Source organism: Dactylococcopsis salina PCC 8305, assembly GCF_000317615.1.
In the GTDB taxonomy this organism is placed as follows: Bacteria; Cyanobacteriota; Cyanobacteriia; order Cyanobacteriales; family Rubidibacteraceae; genus Halothece; species Halothece salina.
In genome coordinates, this window is sequence record NC_019780.1 from 989139 (window position 1) to 1005796 (window position 16658).

At 43.6% G+C, this 16658-nt stretch carries 15 protein-coding genes and 3 pseudogenes; 8 read left to right on the forward strand and 10 right to left on the reverse strand.

Going from position 1 to position 16658, the window contains the following annotated elements:
* Positions 1-100: 100 nt before the first annotated feature.
* Together DACSA_RS05050 and DACSA_RS05055 are read left to right on the forward strand one after the other, a co-directional pair.
* Positions 101-358, forward strand: a pseudogene (locus DACSA_RS05050) (rhomboid family intramembrane serine protease); the annotation flags it as partial.
* A gap of 108 nt (positions 359-466) precedes the next feature.
* Positions 467-786 (forward strand): annotated as a pseudogene (locus DACSA_RS05055) (hypothetical protein); the annotation flags it as partial.
* Between the two features lie 32 nt (positions 787-818).
* Here the strand turns inward: DACSA_RS05055 and DACSA_RS05060 are convergent.
* A complete protein-coding gene (locus DACSA_RS05060) occupies positions 819-2177 on the reverse strand; it encodes an MFS transporter (protein ID WP_015228720.1) in 1359 nt (452 codons plus the stop codon).
* Between the two features lie 1247 nt (positions 2178-3424).
* Here DACSA_RS05060 and DACSA_RS05070 point away from each other — a divergent pair.
* On the forward strand, positions 3425-3946 hold the full coding sequence (locus tag DACSA_RS05070; RefSeq protein ID WP_041235342.1) for a PFE-CTERM domain-containing protein: 522 nt from the start codon (positions 3425-3427) through the stop codon (positions 3944-3946).
* Positions 3947-3995: 49 nt separating this feature from the next.
* Here the strand turns inward: DACSA_RS05070 and DACSA_RS05075 are convergent.
* Both DACSA_RS05075 and DACSA_RS05080 read right to left on the reverse strand, forming a co-directional pair.
* A pseudogene (locus DACSA_RS05075) lies at positions 3996-4490 on the reverse strand (transposase); the annotation flags it as partial.
* Between the two features lie 260 nt (positions 4491-4750).
* Positions 4751-5101, reverse strand: coding sequence for a DUF760 domain-containing protein (locus DACSA_RS05080; RefSeq protein WP_015228722.1), 351 nt, complete (start codon positions 5099-5101; stop codon positions 4751-4753).
* A gap of 76 nt (positions 5102-5177) precedes the next feature.
* On the opposite strand from DACSA_RS05080, the gene obgE reads away from it, so the two are divergent.
* Positions 5178-6185, forward strand: a complete 1008-nt coding sequence (gene obgE, locus DACSA_RS05085; protein WP_015228723.1) for a GTPase ObgE — start codon at positions 5178-5180, stop codon at positions 6183-6185.
* Here the strand turns inward: obgE and DACSA_RS20315 are convergent.
* The 4 genes from DACSA_RS20315 to DACSA_RS05095 all read right to left on the reverse strand — a co-directional run bounded on the left by DACSA_RS20315 (position 6109) and on the right by DACSA_RS05095 (position 11870).
* Positions 6109-6783: an oligosaccharide repeat unit polymerase gene (locus tag DACSA_RS20315; RefSeq protein ID WP_015228724.1), complete on the reverse strand. Its 675-nt coding sequence runs from the start codon at positions 6781-6783 to the stop codon at positions 6109-6111. The two genes, obgE and DACSA_RS20315, sit on opposite strands and share 77 nt — an antisense overlap.
* Before the next feature lie 307 nt (positions 6784-7090).
* Positions 7091-7234 carry a hypothetical protein gene (locus tag DACSA_RS20320; RefSeq protein ID WP_156800667.1) on the reverse strand — a complete coding sequence of 48 codons (144 nt, stop codon included), beginning with the start codon at positions 7232-7234 and terminating at the stop codon, positions 7091-7093.
* The gene (locus tag DACSA_RS05090) at positions 7215-10421 is read right to left on the reverse strand and encodes an efflux RND transporter permease subunit (protein ID WP_015228725.1); all 3207 of its coding nucleotides are present in this window, start codon (positions 10419-10421) and stop codon (positions 7215-7217) included. The genes DACSA_RS20320 and DACSA_RS05090 overlap by 20 nt, the downstream gene beginning before the upstream one ends.
* A gap of 126 nt (positions 10422-10547) precedes the next feature.
* Positions 10548-11870 (reverse strand): efflux RND transporter periplasmic adaptor subunit, encoded by a 1323-nt coding sequence (locus DACSA_RS05095; protein ID WP_015228726.1) that lies wholly within the window; start codon positions 11868-11870, stop codon positions 10548-10550.
* A 152-nt stretch (positions 11871-12022) separates the two neighbouring features.
* Between DACSA_RS05095 and DACSA_RS05100 the strand changes: the two genes are divergently transcribed.
* Entirely contained in the window at positions 12023-12526 is a 504-nt protein-coding gene (locus DACSA_RS05100) for a PadR family transcriptional regulator (RefSeq protein WP_015228727.1), read from the forward strand.
* Positions 12527-12533: 7 nt separating this feature from the next.
* Here the strand turns inward: DACSA_RS05100 and DACSA_RS05105 are convergent, their stop codons facing one another.
* From DACSA_RS05105 to upp, 3 genes are all read right to left on the reverse strand, one after another.
* On the reverse strand, positions 12534-12728 hold the full coding sequence (locus DACSA_RS05105) for a hypothetical protein (protein ID WP_015228728.1): 195 nt from the start codon (positions 12726-12728) through the stop codon (positions 12534-12536).
* Positions 12729-12874: 146 nt separating this feature from the next.
* Positions 12875-13135, reverse strand: a complete 261-nt coding sequence (locus DACSA_RS05110) for a hypothetical protein (RefSeq protein WP_015228729.1) — start codon at positions 13133-13135, stop codon at positions 12875-12877.
* 15 nt (positions 13136-13150) lie between these two features.
* Positions 13151-13801, reverse strand: a complete 651-nt coding sequence (gene upp / locus DACSA_RS05115; protein WP_015228730.1) for a uracil phosphoribosyltransferase — start codon at positions 13799-13801, stop codon at positions 13151-13153.
* Positions 13802-14137: 336 nt separating this feature from the next.
* Here upp and DACSA_RS05120 point away from each other — a divergent pair, with 336 nt between their 5' ends.
* The 3 genes from DACSA_RS05120 to crtH all read left to right on the forward strand — a co-directional run bounded on the left by DACSA_RS05120 (position 14138) and on the right by crtH (position 16566).
* Entirely contained in the window at positions 14138-14380 is a 243-nt protein-coding gene (locus DACSA_RS05120) for an AbrB/MazE/SpoVT family DNA-binding domain-containing protein (protein WP_015228731.1), read from the forward strand.
* Positions 14374-14721 carry an endoribonuclease MazF gene (gene mazF / locus DACSA_RS05125; protein ID WP_015228732.1) on the forward strand — a complete coding sequence of 116 codons (348 nt, stop codon included), beginning with the start codon at positions 14374-14376 and terminating at the stop codon, positions 14719-14721. Before DACSA_RS05120 ends, mazF begins: the two co-directional genes overlap by 7 nt.
* A gap of 309 nt (positions 14722-15030) precedes the next feature.
* Positions 15031-16566 (forward strand): carotenoid isomerase, encoded by a 1536-nt coding sequence (gene crtH, locus DACSA_RS05130; protein WP_015228733.1) that lies wholly within the window; start codon positions 15031-15033, stop codon positions 16564-16566.
* The last annotated feature ends 92 nt before the right edge of the window (positions 16567-16658 follow it).

Consider the following 16658-nt stretch of genomic DNA (forward strand, 5'->3'; position numbering starts at 1 on the left):
CTGTTTCAAGCCCTCTTTAGGCGCAAGTGGTGCGATCACTGCTGCTAGTATTGGAATGGAAGGTGGCGGTGTCGCTTATTGGACGCACGCTGGCGGGTTTATTTTTTATCTCTCTTGTGGGGCTTTGGCGGCTTTGGCGCAATGGTTCTTTTCTGTAGAGTCGGAAGTGCCTCTCTTGGGCGCAAGTGGCGCGATCGCGGGCGTTATGGGGGCTTATATCTTGAGATTCCCCACAGCGAGAATTTTAACCTTTTTAGCCAACCCTAATGACCTTAAAAGATTCTATGTTTTGGTGGCATTTCAGACTTTGATTCGTTATCTTGAAGAAAACGAAACGATTGATCAGTTGCCAATATGACCCCAAACGAACTTTTAATGTTAGTGATTCTCCTTAGTCCTGGTATCTTACTCTCTGTACTTGTTATGGTGACGTTTGCCGAAGGTGGGTGAAATCTAAACTTATTTTACTAGTCAAATTATTCGCAACATTGATGCTCACCAAGCACAACTAATTAACCGCACTCGTCGAGGACAAATGCTGCTGACAGGGGAAACCTTATTTGTTTTTGAAGTGGAACCTGCAGCGTTTGCAGCACTCGCAGCCGCAGCGAAGCAGAGAAAGCTGCTCAGATTAATATTTTACAAGTGTCTGCGGTGGGAAGTTTTGGACGGTTATATTTAGGAGGGGAAGAGCGCGGTATTATTGCTGCTTCCTATGCAGTGAAGGCAGCGATCGAGAATGTCCGGGGACGGGAACAACCAGGTCGCAACAGCAAGAATGAGTGACAAGTAAGTGCTTTTGAGGGAAAAACGTTGGCTTATTCCCGCGATAAGAGGGTTAAAATGAGCGCGATCGGGAGGAAGAGACAGCACGCATACAATCCCGATTGATACGAGCCAAAGGTATCTTTAAATAAGGCTAACAGAGACGGCCCGATCGCGCTTCCTACCACCATGCTTGTCATCTGCATTCCCCCGATCGCGCCCAAATGCGTGCGACCAAATAAACGGGGTAAAGCAACAATGGTCAGGGTGGCGAAAAACCCACCGCTTGTTCCCAATCCGATAATTCCCAATAATCGCCAAGGAAGTAACGCTAAGTTCGCCATTCCCACAAACCCTGCAAACTGTAGCAACAGCAGGGTAACAACCAGCCATTTTAGGCGCACACGATCGCTGATAACTCCCACTAAAAAGCCTGTAATCGTGGATAAAATGCCAATGGGAAGAAATAATCCCACCGCTTCCTGTTCATTTAATCCCGACTGTGCCCCTAAATCGACAATATTGAAAGTAATTCCTGTAACCGTCAACGCATGAATGGATAACCCCAAGGTAACGCCCCAAAATTCTCTGGTTTTCAGGGCTTCTTTCGCCGTTAATTCCCCAATTTTCGCCACAGTCTCTTCTGTCTGGGAAGCCTCCTCACTGGTTTCTTGCGGTAACGTTTTGGGAAGTTTCCCATCCATTGTTAACCCGCAGATTTCAGGATTATCGCGATAGAATAGCCATCCCAGAAACGTCATTCCCCCGCCGACTGTTACAGCTAAAGCCAGCCAAGCACCGCGCCATCCGAAGCCATCAATCCAGAAACTAAGGATCAGAGGCGCTGCAGAAAAGCCAAAGGAAATAAAGACATTGGCGATTCCTGAAACAAACCCACGACGGCGATCGAACCATTTCGCGATCGTATTGCGACTAACGAGGGTTAAAACTCCTTGTCCGCTAAAGCGTAACGCTGTAAACCCGATCGCCATGACGACTAAGCCAACAATTGAGCGATTCACTAAGGGGAAAAAACCGTTCAAAAAGACAATTAAATAATCGCAAACGCTCAAATAAACTAAGGTTAAACCTAACCCCAAAGAAGAGAGCATTACGGTTAATCTTGCCCCAAAGCGATCCATTAAGCGTCCGCCGAGGGGAAGCATAAAACTACTTCCTAATGTTCCCACCAAATAAGCCGAACTTAACTGCACACGGGATAAGCCTGTTGCTGCAATCACAGGGTCTGTAAAAACGCTTACTCCTGCGGTTTGACCTGGAATGCTAAATAACGTTCCCACAGTGGTAAAAACCGCAATTATCCAACCGTAAAAGAAGGGAAAGCGCTGCGGAGAAAAGGGAAAATGGGGATCGAAGGCGGTTTTGAGAAAAGGAAAACGAGATAAGTTCACAATAACAATTAATAATTAACAATTATAGCAATCCCAAATGAATTGTAAATTTGATTGCCCCCCAAACCCCCCAAGTGTGGCAGGGCTGTTTCATTCTATTTTTTTGGTTATTCCAGATGTTAGGAATAGCAGGGGTTTTACGGCTTTTTTCTTAAGAAAAAGCCAAATTAGAAGAAATTGGCGCGATCGCGCCACCCCGTAGGGGTTTTAGGCGATCGCTTTCGATTTTAACACCGAGAATGAAACAGCCCTGCCCAAGTGTGGGGGGCTTCCATGAGTCAACTTTTTACATAAGATAGAGAACTGCTATACCATTTTGATAAATTGGCGCTTGCCTTGTAGGGTGGGCAACGCCCACCATCAGGTAACTTTGCGCTTATTACTGTAACTTTACTTTTCCAAAATGGTATAACCGATGGCGATCGAATAAAACATTGTCCCTTTTTTTGCTGGGTGAAAGCCCCCGCGCATCTCCCAAGTGTAGGGGACTTTAAATTTCCCCTCAGAATTGGGGGGTCAGGGGGGCGACTTCCCCCCAGAATTGGGGGGTCAGGGGGGCGACTTCCCCTCAGAATTGGGGGGTCAGGGGGGCGACTTCCCCCCAGAATTGGGGGGTCAGGGGGGCGACTTCCCCTCAGAATTGGGGGGTCAGGGGGGCGACTTCCCCCCAGAATTGGGGGGTCAGGGGGGCGACTTCCCCCCAGAATTGGCAGGGCTGTTTCATTCTCGGGGTCAAAATTGAATGCGATCGCCTGAACCCCTTATTGTACGTTCGATCGAACGCTTTTTCTTAAGAAAAAAGCCGTGAAACCCCTGCTATTCCTAACATCTGGAACAAGCAAAAAAATAGAATGAAACAGCCCTGCCCAGAATTGGGGAGTCAGGGGGGCGATTTTCCCCCAGAATTGGGGGTCAGGGGGGGCTAGTGCGATCGCGAAAAATGTTAATTTTCGTCTCAATCTTGTTTTTTTGTCAAGTTTCTGTTAATCTTATTTTGATAGTTTGAGATATATCAAGCATTACCAGTAGCCATTTATTTTCTCTTTCGGAGCAGACATGACTCAAATCACACAAAAACTGCTAAAAATCGGGGGGGTAGCCTCTCTGCTCTCTTAGTCTTTACTGGTGCTGAATCTGCGAGCGCAATTGTTATCAATGTCGGAACGTTTGATGTCGGACCGATTACATCCCTTGATCCAGATAGCCCTGAAACTGCTGCTGGCTTCCAGTCGGGTGAAAATGTTTTATTGGACTTTACTTTTGATAATAGTGTGTCCGACGTCCGTTCTGCAGGCACTGGTGAAGCTCTTTATGAATATCCTAATGGAGTTATCACTTTAACAGGATTAACATCAGGAGCAAGCATTGATTACTCAGGTGGAATTGAGCTTAATTTTCCAGACAATGAGGAGATGGACATTGATAGTACCCTTTTTTTCCCAGATGCTAGCAACTCTCCTATTTTAGGAAACAATATTAATTTTGATACTCTAGGAACTCCCTTTTTCAGTGATGTTGATAACTTAGCACTGTCTTTATCAGAATTGCAAGCAAGCTCCTTCAACAATCAAAGTGGAGCTGGTGGAGGTACTGCATTTTTCGATCCCTCCGCCATGTTTAATTCTGAAACAGGAATGAGATTTGGTCCCGTTCCTGCAGATAATCTGGTTGCTGAACCCGTTCCCTTTGAAGCAGAAGGGACAATGGGGTTAGCTGCGTTAGGTGGCTTCTTCTGGTACAGAAAGCGCAAGCAAGCGAAAAACAATTAAGAATGAATCATTAATGATTATTTAATGGACTGGGGATGACAAAACGTCAATTGATGACCATTCGGGCTGCTTTGTTCACAGCGTCTCTGATTTGACGATTTCGTTTTTCAGTGATTTTAGATAACTCAAAATTCCAATAACCTTGAGGCTTTCCTTCTTTCAAGGAAGAGACTCGACGATTATAGTTTTGATTTAGAGATTTTACTTTTCTTCCATCAATAATGAAAGACTCACCGAGAGTGGAAACACAAGTTAACCAGTTATCAATACCAGGATCAATTCCTAAGGCTTCTTCTGAGTTAACCATCTTCTTGACTTCTGGTGTTTCATAAACCCACTCTAGATAAAACTCTTGGTTTCGAGGCAGAATCCTAAGTTCTTTAATCTGCTTAAAGTCTAAGTTAGAAGGAAAGGGAAGGAAAATTTCTTTTTTACCTAAGTGAGATTTGGCAGTTTTACCAAGAGGTACTCTTACGTGATTATCTTTCAATCTAAGTGCTTGTTTCGGATAAGTAGCAACCGCTAAACCACCTTTCTCTCGATAGGTTTCGTCATTCATCCCTCGATTTCAAATCGAGGGCTTTCTGGCTGAGTTACTGTAAAAACTCTTCTCGTGCGATTGCAATTTCTCCTCATCAAATCAGCGCGATCGATTGGAATTGTGTACCTTAGAAACGATCGAACCGATCCCCGAACATTTAGAATATAAGGATCAAAAGTAGCCTAGCACACCTTCTTAAACACCGAAAAACCATGATCAATTTCTCCCCTTAGTGAAGAGGAGAATCAATGTTAAAAATTTGTTTAACTATCTAAACTGTGATCCATACGAGTTTCTAACTCCATGCGTTGTTCCATTTGACGCAAGAAATAGCCAGTCATCATTGCAGAAGCTAACATATTAGAAAGATGATCTTGATCAGTGGTGACTTGAACTTGGAATTGTTCCGAAGGCAAAACTCCTACTAACCCTTGCACATTCTGTGAGACAATTTGTTTAGCATCGGGGCTGATGGAGCGAGCGATTTCTGCTAAAACATCAGGATTTTGCTGTTGTAAGTATTGCAACAATGAGTTATCCGATTGTTCCTCACCAGATGCAGATGATTGATTTTGGTTCGCGTCAGAATTGAAGAAATTAGGGTCAAATACCATCAGTAAATTATTGTAGAGTTTAAGACCTGCTATTAAATAGTTTAAACCATGATGGAGTTTCTCTCCACTAAAAACCATGCAGTTTATTGATCAAACAGAAATTCAAGTTATCGCTGGTAAGGGAGGAGACGGTATGGTCGCCTTCCGACGGGAGAAATATGTGCCAGCAGGCGGCCCATCGGGGGGAAACGGCGGTAAAGGAGGGTCGATTATTTTAGAAGCGGATGAGAACTTGCAAACTCTCCTTGACTTTAAGCATCAGCATTGCTTCAACGCCGAAGATGGCAAAAAGGGAGGACCGAAAAATAAAACGGGGGCAAATGGGCGCGATCGCGTCTTACTTGTCCCTTGTGGCACAATCGTTTATGATTTAGAAACGGAAGAACCGATCGGTGATTTAACCCAGCACCAGCAACGATTATGTGTCGCCAAAGGCGGAAAAGGAGGATTAGGGAACGCTCATTTTCTCAGCAACCGTAACCGCGCCCCTGAAAATGCACTCCCTGGGCTTCCTGGGGAAGAACGGCGCTTGCGATTGGAATTGAAACTCTTAGCAGAAGTGGGAATTATTGGCTTACCGAATGCGGGAAAATCGACTTTAATCTCGGCGATTTCTTCTGCGCGTCCAAAAATTGCGGATTATCCCTTTACGACGCTGATTCCTAATTTAGGAATTGTTCGCAAACCCACAGGCGATGGAACGGTTTTCGCCGATATTCCTGGGTTGATTGCGGGAGCGCATCAGGGAGTCGGGTTAGGACATGAATTTTTGCGTCATATTGAACGCACTAAAATTTTACTTCATCTCATTGACTTAAATGCAGATGACCCGATCGCTGACTATAAAACGATTCAGGAAGAATTACGAGCTTATAAACCGAGTTTGGCTCAACGACAGCAAATTTTAGTTCTCAATAAAGTCGATGCCGTGGAAACAGAGAGACAGGAGGAAGTAAAACAACAATTTTCCTCTCTACTCAATGCTCCCATTTTATCGATTTCTGCTGTTACTCGATCGGGGTTAGACGAACTTTTAAATCGGGTTTGGGAGGTTTTGGAAGAATCAGTGACCAGTGACCAGTGACCAGTGACCAGTCATTAAGAAACGAGTAGAGAGAAAAGAGAAAAATAGGCATATTAAGAAACGAGTAGAGAGAAAAGAGAAAAATAGGCATATTAAGAAACGAGTAGAGAGAAAAGAGAAAAATAGGCATATTAAGAAACGAGTAGAGAGAAAAGAGAAAAATAGGCACATTAAGAAACGAGTAGAGAGAAAAGAGAAAAATAGGCACATTAAGAAACGAGTAGAGAGAAAAGAGAAAAATAGGCACATTAAGAAACGAGTAGAGAGAAAAGAGAAAAATAGGCACATTAAGAAACGAGTAGAGAGAAAAGAGAAAAATAGGCACATTAAGAAACGAGTAGAGAGAAAAGAGAAAAATAGGCACATTAAGAAACGAGTAGAGAGAAAAGAGAAAAATAGGCACATTAAGAAACGAGTAGAGAGAAAAGAGAAAAATAGGCACATTAAGAAACGAGTAGAGAGAAAAGAGAAAAATAGGCACATTAAGAAACGAGTAGAGAGAAAAGAGAAAAATAGGCACATTAAGAAACGAGTAGAGAGAAAAGAGAAAAATAGGCACATTAAGAAACGAGTAGAGAGAAAAGAGAAAAATAGGCATTTAAACTCACTTCTCACTTCTCACTTCTCACTTCTCACTTCTCACTTCTCACTTCTCACTTCTCACTTCTCACTTCTCACTTCTCACTTCTCACTTCTCACTTCTCACTTCTCACTTCTCACTTCTCACTTCTCACTTCTCACTTCTCACTTCTCACTTCTCACTTCTCACTTCTCACTTCTCACTTCTCACTTCTCACTTCTCACTTCTCACTTCTCACTTCTCACTTCTCACTTCTCACTTCTCACTTCTCACTTCTCACTTCTCACTTCTCACTTCTCACTTCTCACTTCTCACTTCTCACTTCTCACTTCTCACTTCTCACTTCTTGATTCCCAGTGACCAATGACCAATGACCAATGACTGATTGGTGTTGGGTTTCGTGTACAGACGTTCCATGGAACGTCTCTACCCAACCTACGACTACTGGCTTATTGAGTTTTACCATCATTATCGCTACTGGATGGGGTTAAGGTTTTAGTTGTAGAGATGGTGGCGGTTGTCATTTCACCTTTTTGACGCTGACGGCTACCAAACAACTGTTCTCCTAAAGCCTTAATGATGATATACAAAATGGGAACGATAAACAAACTCAAAAATGTTGCCACGAACATTCCCCCAAATACGGCTGTTCCCAAAGATTGACGACTCGCAGAACCAGCGCCTGTGGCAATCACCAGAGGAAAGATACTACTTAACGTTGAAATCGCTGTCATAATAATGGGACGGAGACGTTTTTGCGCCGCTACCGCCGCACTTTGTGTAATCGTTAACCCTAACTCTCGTAACTGGTTCGCAAACTCCACAATTAAAATCGAGTTTTTACTCGCTAACCCAATGAGCATCACTAACCCAATTTGCGTATAAATATCATTGTTTAAGCCTCGCAGCGATTGCGCGGTTAATGCTCCCAAAATTGCTAAAGGAACAGAAAGCATAATGATCAAGGGGTCAATATAGGTTTCGTATTGTGCGGCTAAGACGAGGAACACAAACACTAATCCTAGTGCAAAAATTAAGGGAGCTTGTCCTCCTGATTCAATTTGCTCTAACGACGTTCCCGACCATTCGTAACCTAAACCGGGGGCTAAGGTTTGCGCTGCGACTGCTTCCATCGCCGCGAGTGCTTCTCCAGAGCTAGAAGTGGGAGCCGGTTCGCCATTAATTTCAATGGAACGGAAACCGTTATAATGATTGATGCTTTGCGCTCCGATGGTTTCACTGATGCTAATCAAGTTACTCAAGGGAATCATTTGATCAGTGTTTGAACGGACATAAAGCTGATTAATTTCTTCTGGGTTATCCCGAAACTCCCCATCGGCTTGAACATAAACGCGATAGTTGCGACGACTCATCGTAAAGTCATTGACATAACGAGAACCAAAGTAGGTTTGAAGGGTGCTGAAAATATCGTTAATAGTTACTTGCAATGCTTTCGCTCGATCGCGATCGACATCTAATTCTAAAATGGGAGTATTCGCCGCAAACCGACTAAACGCTGCTGCAATTTCAGGACGTTGATTTGCCGCACCTAATAGAGGTCCCATTGCTTGCACAAACTGATTAATATCTAGATTACCGCGACGGTCTTGTAATTGGAATTGAAACCCACCGAAAGAACCTAAACCGCGAATCGGAGGCGGACTCACAGGGAAGACATTCGCTTCAGGAATGCTCATTAAGCGACCGCGTACCTGATTTAAAATTGCTCCTACTGACTGAGAAGGATTGGTTCGTTCTGACCAAGGAATCAAAGGCGTAAAAATCACACCTTGGTTCGGTGTATTCCCGCCAAAGGCAAACCCACCAACGGCAAAAGTAGCGCGAACTTCAGGAATATCTAAATAATACTCTTCAATCTCTCTCATCACATCGCTGGTATATCCCAAAGAAGCCCCTTCCGGTCCCTGCACGATCGTAATAAAATAGCCTTGGTCTTCTTGAGGAAGAAACGCTTGGGGAACTTGATTATAAACCCATCCCGTCAACACTAATAACGCCACAAACCCTGCCAACATCAGTGTCTTAATTCGGATCAAGAAATTAATCAAACCGCGATAACTGCGCTCTAAACCAGAAAGGAAATTATTAAACCAACCGAAGACAATGGCAAAAACGCCACGACTGGGCATTTTTTGCCGCAATAACAGCCCAGAAAGCGTGGGGGTAAGAGTCAGGGCGTTAAAGGTAGAAACGGCAATAGCAAAGGCAATGGTGAGGGCAAATTGACGATATAAAGCCCCAGTGGTACCAGGAAAGAAAGCAACTGGAATAAATACCGCCATTAAAACTAAAGAGGTGGCAATCACCGCTCCCGTGAGTTCCTGCATCGCGACCATTGCCGCTTGTCGGGGAGGATAAGCATCATCTTGAATTTTACGGCTGATGTTTTCCACTACAATAATCGCATCATCCACCACCATCCCCGTAGCAAGGGTAATCCCAAACAGGGTCAAGCTATTGATGGAAAAGCCAAATAGTTTAATAAAGGCAAACGTTCCAATTAAGGAAACGGGAATCGTAATCGCTGGAATCAATGTTGTGCGCCAATCTTGGAGAAAGACAAAAATCACTAATACCACCAAAACCACCGCTTGTAACAGGGTTTGGATAACACTAATCATAGATTGTTGCACAAAGTCGGTGGTATCAAATCCGATGTCGTACTGCATTCCAGGGGGGAAATCTTGGGAAAGCTCTTTCATGCGCTCTTTTACCCCTTGTGCCACATCCAGCGCGTTACTGCCTGGACGTTGGTTAATCCCTAATCCCACTGCTTCGTTACCGCGAAACCGCAAGAAGGAACTATAATCTTGCGCTCCTAATTCCGCTCTTCCTACGTCTTTGAGTTTGATTAAAGTGCCGTCATTCTCGCTGGCAATAATGAGGTCTTCAAATTCGGAAGTGGTTTCTAAACGGGTATCGGCTCGTAAACTAATCTGATATCGTTGATCTCCAGGAACGGGGGGTTGTCCCACTTGTCCCGCACCTACTTGAATATTTTGTTCTTGTAGGGCATCGACCACATCTTGAGCGGTTAAGTTACGGGAAGCGAGACGATTGGGATCAAGCCAAATTCGCATGGCGTATTTTCGTTCCCCAAAAATCGTTACACTCCCGACTCCTTCCACTCGTTCTAAGGCATCAACGAGATACAAGTCCGCATAGTTACTTAGAAAGATGTTGTCATATTCTCCGTTTTCGGTAAAGAGTCCAAATCCCATCAAAATGGTGTTTGATTCTTTACTGACTTGTACCCCGTTACGGATGACTGGTTGCGGAAGGGAGGGTTCGGCTTGAGAAACACGGTTTTGGACATCGACGGCGGCAATGTCCTGATTTCGATCGGCTTCAAAGGTGACAGTAATGGAACTGACCCCACTGTTGGTGCTACTGGAGGTCATGTAACGCATTCCATCAATGCCGTTAATTTCCCGCTCTAAAACGGTGGTTACGGTTTCTTCTACGGTTTTGGCATCAGCACCAGTATAGTTGGCTCGAACACTGACTTGTTTGGGGCTAATATCTGGATATTGCGCGATCGGCAGGGTGGGAATACTGATCGCTCCCACCAAGAGGACGATAATCGCCGCTACGGTGGCAAAGACGGGACGCTTAATAAAGAAGTTTACAAACATTAATTTAGTTATTCGTTATTCGTTATTCGTTAACTTGGTAACTGGTAACTGGGAGACGTTCCATGGAACGTCTCTACATTGGTCATTGGGAGACGTTCCATGGAACGTCTCTACATTGGTCACTGGTCACTGGTCACTGTCTTCTTGAGGCATAATCGGTGCGCCGTCGGAAAGGTTGAGAATCCCAGAACTGATTAACCGATCGCCCGGTTCTAAACCAGATAGCACTTGATAACTATTGCCTTGAATTTCTCCCAGTTGTACCTGTCTTTGTCTGGCGACCAGTTGATCGGTTTCTTCTGATTGTTGGGCGACAAAGGCAAAGGTTTGTCCCCCTAAACGGGAAACCGCAGTGGTTGGCATTAAGACCCCACTTTGTTTGTCCCAAATCACTCTTGCTCTTACCAATTGATCATCTTTGAGTTTGCCATTGCGGTTCGGTAACGTGGCTTTAGCAAGGACGGATTGCGCTCCCATATCCACTTGTGGCGCAATGAAACTAATTTGTCCAGTCAGCAATGGTTGATCGCTGTTGGGGTTAATGATTTCTACGGTAAGCCCTTTTTGCAGTCGATCGGCTTGTTCGATCGGAACCCGCAAATTAACTTCTAAAACGTTGTTTTGACTAATTGCAGTGATCGCGTCTCCTGCTGCTAAATATTCCCCAAGTTCAATTTCAAAATCGCCAATTGTTCCACTAATTGGAGATAAAACGCGAGTATCTTGCAAGTCTTCTTCAATGACTGCTACTTGCGCTTGCGCGCTTCTGAGGGCGGCTCTTTCCTCTTCTAAACGGGATTGAGCGGCTTCCACTTGCTTTTGTGCTGATTCCAGTTGCGATCGAGCGGATTCAAGGTTACGCTGGGCGCGATCGAGTTCCTGTTCTGCTTGCGCTCCTTCTTCGACTAAAAATTTCGTCCGCCGATATTCTTCTTGTTGTAAGTTGATTTCTGCTCTGGCATCTTTCACCTCAGCTTCTCTGGATGCGAGTTCCGATCGAGCCGTCTGTACTGCCGATCGCGCTTCTTCCACATCCGCTTGAGCGCGGTCAACTTCGGCTTGACTTCGATCGGGGCTTAACTGCACAATGGGAGTCCCCACTTGCACGCGATCGCCCGATTCTACTAAAATTTGGCTCACCCGTCCCGCAGCTTCTGGTCGTAAGATCACTCGCTCTTTTGCTTCCAAGTTACCTACATATTGAGAACTGTTAACAAGAGTACGAGCTTGCAGTTCTTTGAGTTGTACTGGCGTTGCTTGTGATCCTCGTTGTTGGGCGGCTGCGGGAGGGGTGGGTTGAGAGGTGAATATCTGACGAGTTCCCCAAATTCCGCCACCGACTATCACCATGATTCCCAAGAGCGCGATCGCTCCTTGATTCCACTTCCTCTGAGGTTGGGCGCTTTCGCGATCCGAGCTTTCTTTGTTTTCATCTGCCACTTGTGACATAATTCTTACTCACGCTGGTTTAATTGTTGTCTTTAACTTTAGATTGGTTGGTGCGTCTTGGCTTCTTTCCCAAGAAAGAGGGAGATCACTGCCTTGGTCTGAATGTTTAAATAAAAATAAAATTTCTTTTACTATAACAGACTGATATATCTATGTTAGAACTTGCAACCCTCGGACTGCTACAAAAAGAACCTTTACATGGTTATAAACTGAAACAACAGTTGGAGCGGTTTATTAGTGGTTGTATTAGTGTTAATTACGGTGCAATTTATCCCTTACTGAAACGTTTAGAAAAGCAAAATTTCCTCCAACTCTCTTTTAGTGAAGGAGAAGCGGGAGGAAAACGAAAAATTTATACAATTACGGAAAAAGGGAGAGCGCGGTTTTTAGAAAAGATGTTGGAGCATCCCCAAGAAAGTTGGGTTAATGCGCGATCGCGCTTTATGATTAAGTTTGTGTTCTTTAATCATCTGCACTCGCAACAGAGAATTAAACTAATTGAACATCGTTTAGAGGTTTGTCAAACCCGTTTAGAAGAACAACGGTGTAAACCTCAACCTGACGATTACTATTTCGCGACGGCTTGCGATCGGTACACTCAGACAATTGAAAATGAAATCCAATGGTTGCAAGTGCAACTGAAAAAAGAGCAGTAAGCGGTCACTATTGCAGTTTTGCTCCCACGAAAGGGGCTAAAACCACTAACACCTTAACCAGTAAGGGAGCGAACCACAAGCCAGAGAGAACACAAACAACAGCGATAGAGGCGGCTGCAATTTTCAACATTTCTTCTTGGGTGTTGAAGTAAAAGTAAACAGCAACTAATCCAACTAAAAGGGCGAATACTAGGGGAATCATTGTAATTTTCGGGCGTATAATTCTTGATTTCGGAAAAGCTATTGTAACGCAGACTTATCTTTGTTTTCGATGGTTACTTTAACATTCCGTTATTGCTGTTACAAATTATAACACCATCAACCTTGGCAGTCTTCACTCTCAGGGAATCAGTCTTGGGTTGGATTTTGACCCGTTTCCCCTAGTTGTTGACGAACATCATCAATGGCAAGATTCAGTTGACTGATTTTATCTTCTAAGCTCCGACGAGCAGTTTCCATCCCCTCCTCATCCTCTGATAGGGAATGGGTTTCTGGAGAAGTGTTTTGGTTTTGACGCGACGCAACGATCGCGCCAACGACACCGCCGATAATACTTCCCACTACTGTTCCGACTAAAAATCCGCTTCCAAATCCATCTCGTTCTGTCATGTTTTCAACCTTAATTTAAGTCCCAAACGCTCGATCGCCAGCATCCCCTAAACCAGGGACAATAAACCCTTGATCGTTCAATTCTTCATCCACAAAAGCGCTATAAATTCTCAATTGCGGATAAGTCTCACCAATCTGTTTTAAGGCGGGTGGCGCAGCGACCACAGAAATAATCCGTAATAACTCAGGATTCACCCCGCGACGAGTCAACTCCTCTAACGCCAGCATAATCGACCCACCAGTTGCCAACATCGGCTCTAAAATCAAAACTCGCGTTTCTGAATCTATTGTGTCTGGTAACTTGTTTAAGTAGCAACTGGCTTCGAGGGTTTCTTCATTCCGAACCAAGCCTAAATGATACACCGAGGAGAGAGGAAGTAAGGTTTGCGCCCCATCTAACAAAGCCAATCCTGCGCGTAAAATGGGAACAACCGCAATGGGAACTTGGGGGTTAATCATCGTCGCCGCACAGGGGGCTAACGGCGTTTCTACTTCGGTTTCTGTTGTTACCAACCAGTGACGAGAAGCCTCATAAGTTAGCCAACGTCCCAATTCTGTCATTGCCGTTTTAAACAAAGCATTGGGAGTATTTTGATCTCGCGCCACTGCTAACCAGTGTTTAATTAGCGGATGATCGGGAACGTAAACGCGCAGTTGAAAACTCATGAAAGAAAATTAAGAATTTCTGTATTGATGATCGTCGATCGTTCGCTGTTTATGCAAAGCACCGAGCAATCTACCATAAGTTATTGTTCAGGATTCCTTGCCAATTGTCAATCTCACCGCCTTTATAAAAGTTTATTGAAAATAATTCTGAATTGTGTTGACAATCTATTTCAATAAGGCTATAGTTAAACACAGTGTTCTCCTCTCGTTAAGAAGCAAGAAGCAGGTGGGGTAAGTCCGACCCCATCTCTTTTTTTTTGCGCTTCGATCTTCATCTGTTCACGATATCCTGAAAAAAGGAAATAATGATTTTACAAAAACGGGATGGAGGTCTAGATGAAAGGAACTGTGGCGAAATGGGGTAACAGTCTTGTGATTCGGATTCCGCAACACTTAGCACAACAAATAACCTTAGCTGAAGGAACAAAGGTCAACTTTGATGTAGTAGATGGAAATCTTGTCATCAAACCTAGACAGCGCAAGCATTATTCTCTGGAAGAATTAACATCAGGCATTACATCGGAAAATCTTCATAATGAAGTAGATACAGGAACATCTGTGGGGAATGAAGTGTGGTGACAGAGAATAATCAATATATTCCCCGTCGTGGGGATTTGGTTTATTTAAATTTCAATCCGACAAAGGGGCATGAACAGCAAGGTCATCGACCTGCTTTTGTTGCTTCTCCTTATCTTTACAATCAACGAACCAGTTTAGCTTTGTTTATGCCAATTACAAAAAAACAGAAAGGGTATCCATTTGAGATTATTCTCCCCTCACAATTAATGATTCAAGGAGTAATCTTGGCGGATCAGGTGAAATGTTTGGACTGGAAAGCTCGCGGAGTAAGATTTATTGAGTCAGTACCAGAGAGTTTGATTGATGAAGTACAAGCAACAATAGAACCTTTGCTACTATAACTGAATCAGAATCGGAATGTAGGTTGGGTGTAACCCAACATCGATCAGTTTCTTAATCGTAAGATCGGCTATAGCAGTTTTCACGCTTCTTGGGTTAGATTCTCGATTGGGGTTTTTGGTTACTTATTATTTGACGAATTGCCAAATAACGAATAACGAATAACGAATAACAAATAACATCCACTGACTCAGTTTGTACTTCAACAGACGTAAGAAACGCTATAACTCAAAGCAACGTTAAGCTAGGAAGCCCCAGAACCGATTAAACTGGAAGAGACAAGCAAGCTAGAAAACAGAAAAAGAGAGGAAATGACTACAGTTTCTCGTTACCAGCGTTCGGCGGATACAGACTGTGAATTATACGACGCGATCATGATCGGTTCTGGAATTGGCGGCTTAGTAACCGCGACACAACTCGCCGCCAAAGGCGCAAAAGTTTTAGTTTTAGAACGATATATCATTCCAGGAGGAAGCGCGGGTTATTTTGAACGTCAAGGCTATCGTTTTGATGTTGGCGCTTCTATGATCTTCGGTTTTGGTTCACAAGGAACAACTAATTTATTAACTCGTGCTTTAGAAGCGGTAGAAACCTCTCTAGAAACCATTCCTGATCCCGTTCAAATTGATTATCATCTCCCTGATCAATTAGAAGTCAAAGTTCATCGAGATTACGATAAATTTATTCAAGAATTAATCTGCCAATTTCCCCATGAAGCAGAAGGAATCCGCAAGTTTTATGATGAATGCTGGCGGGTTTTTAACTGTCTCAATGCGATGGAATTATTATCTTTAGAAGAACCCCGATATTTAACGAGAGTCTTTTTTCAACATCCGTTAGCTTGTTTAGGTTTAGTTAAGTATTTACCTCAGAATGTTGGTGACATTGCAAGACGCTACATTCGCGATCGAAACTTGCTAAAATTTATTGATATTGAATGTTATTGTTGGTCGGTTGTTCCTGCGGAAAAAACCCCGATGATTAATGCAGGAATGGTATTTTCCGATCGACATTATGGGGGAATCAATTATCCGAAAGGAGGCGTGGGACAAATCGCCCAAAAATTAGTAGAAGGATTAGAGAAAAAAGGCGGCACAATTGAATATAAAGCAAGAGTCAAAGAAATTATTTTAGAGAATAACAAAGCGGTTGGGGTACGTTTAGCAGACGGGAGAGAATACCGAGGGAAACGAATTATTTCTAATGCCACTCGTTGGGATACGTTTGAGAAACTCCTTCCTGATCAAACTTTACCGAAAAAAGAACAGAAATGGCAAGAACGTTATCAAAAATCTCCGAGCTTTTTAAGTTTGCATTTAGGGGTGAAATCTGATGTTATTTCTCCCGATACAGATTGTCATCATATCCTTTTAGAAAATTGGGAACAAATGGAAGAACCAGAGGGAACAATTTTCCTGTCTATTCCGACATTATTAGACCCCAGTTTAGCCCCACCCAATTGTCATATTTTCCATGCTTTTACGCCTCATTGGATTGAAGATTGGCAGGGATTATCCCCTCAAGACTATCACGAGAAAAAGGAACAAGCAGCCGCGAAAATTGTCCAACGTTTAGAGAAAATCTTTCCAGGTTTAGAAGATGCTTTAGACTATCAAGAAGTGGGAACCCCACGCACCCATCGCCGTTTTTTGGGAAGAGAGGATGGCACTTATGGGCCGATTCCCCAGAAGAAATTAATGGGATTATTAGGAATGCCTTTTAATCAAACTGCGATTCCTGGATTATATTGTGTGGGTGATAGTACCTTTCCAGGACAAGGTTTAAATGCTGTTGCTTTTTCGGGGTTTGCTTGCGCTCATCGGGTAGCAGTTGATTTAGGCTTTTAAGTGCTTATATTTTATGTTGTTTATGTTGGGTTTCGCTTCTCTCCACCCAACCTACATTTTTGTCCTTTGTCCTTTGTCCTTTGTTCTTTGTT